At 52.7% G+C, this 241-nt stretch carries 1 rRNA gene; it reads left to right on the top strand.

The window, feature by feature from the left end:
* A 23S ribosomal RNA gene (locus R0J87_RS24025) occupies positions 1-241 on the top strand; the annotation flags it as partial.

The raw sequence follows: 241 nt of genomic DNA, 5'->3' as shown, positions 1-241 counted from the left end.
GAAGGCTAGGTGGGCCAGGCGACGGTTGTCCTGGTTCAAGGGTGTAGGCTGCAGAATTAGGCAAATCCGGTTCTGCACTAAGGCTGAGACCCGATGTCGAGTCACTACGGTGATGAAGTCATTGATGCCATGCTTCCGGGAAAAGCCTCTAAGCTTCAGATAATAAGCAATCGTACCCCAAACCGACACAGGTGGTCGGGTAGAGAATACCAAGGCGCTTGAGAGAACTCGGGTGAAGGAA

The organism is Halomonas sp. SIMBA_159 (genome assembly GCF_046536035.1).
GTDB classification, from domain to species: Bacteria; Pseudomonadota; Gammaproteobacteria; order Pseudomonadales; family Halomonadaceae; genus Vreelandella; species Vreelandella venusta_A.
Note: the sequence above shows the minus strand (reverse complement) of the source record. Positions and strands in the feature narration are given on the sequence as shown.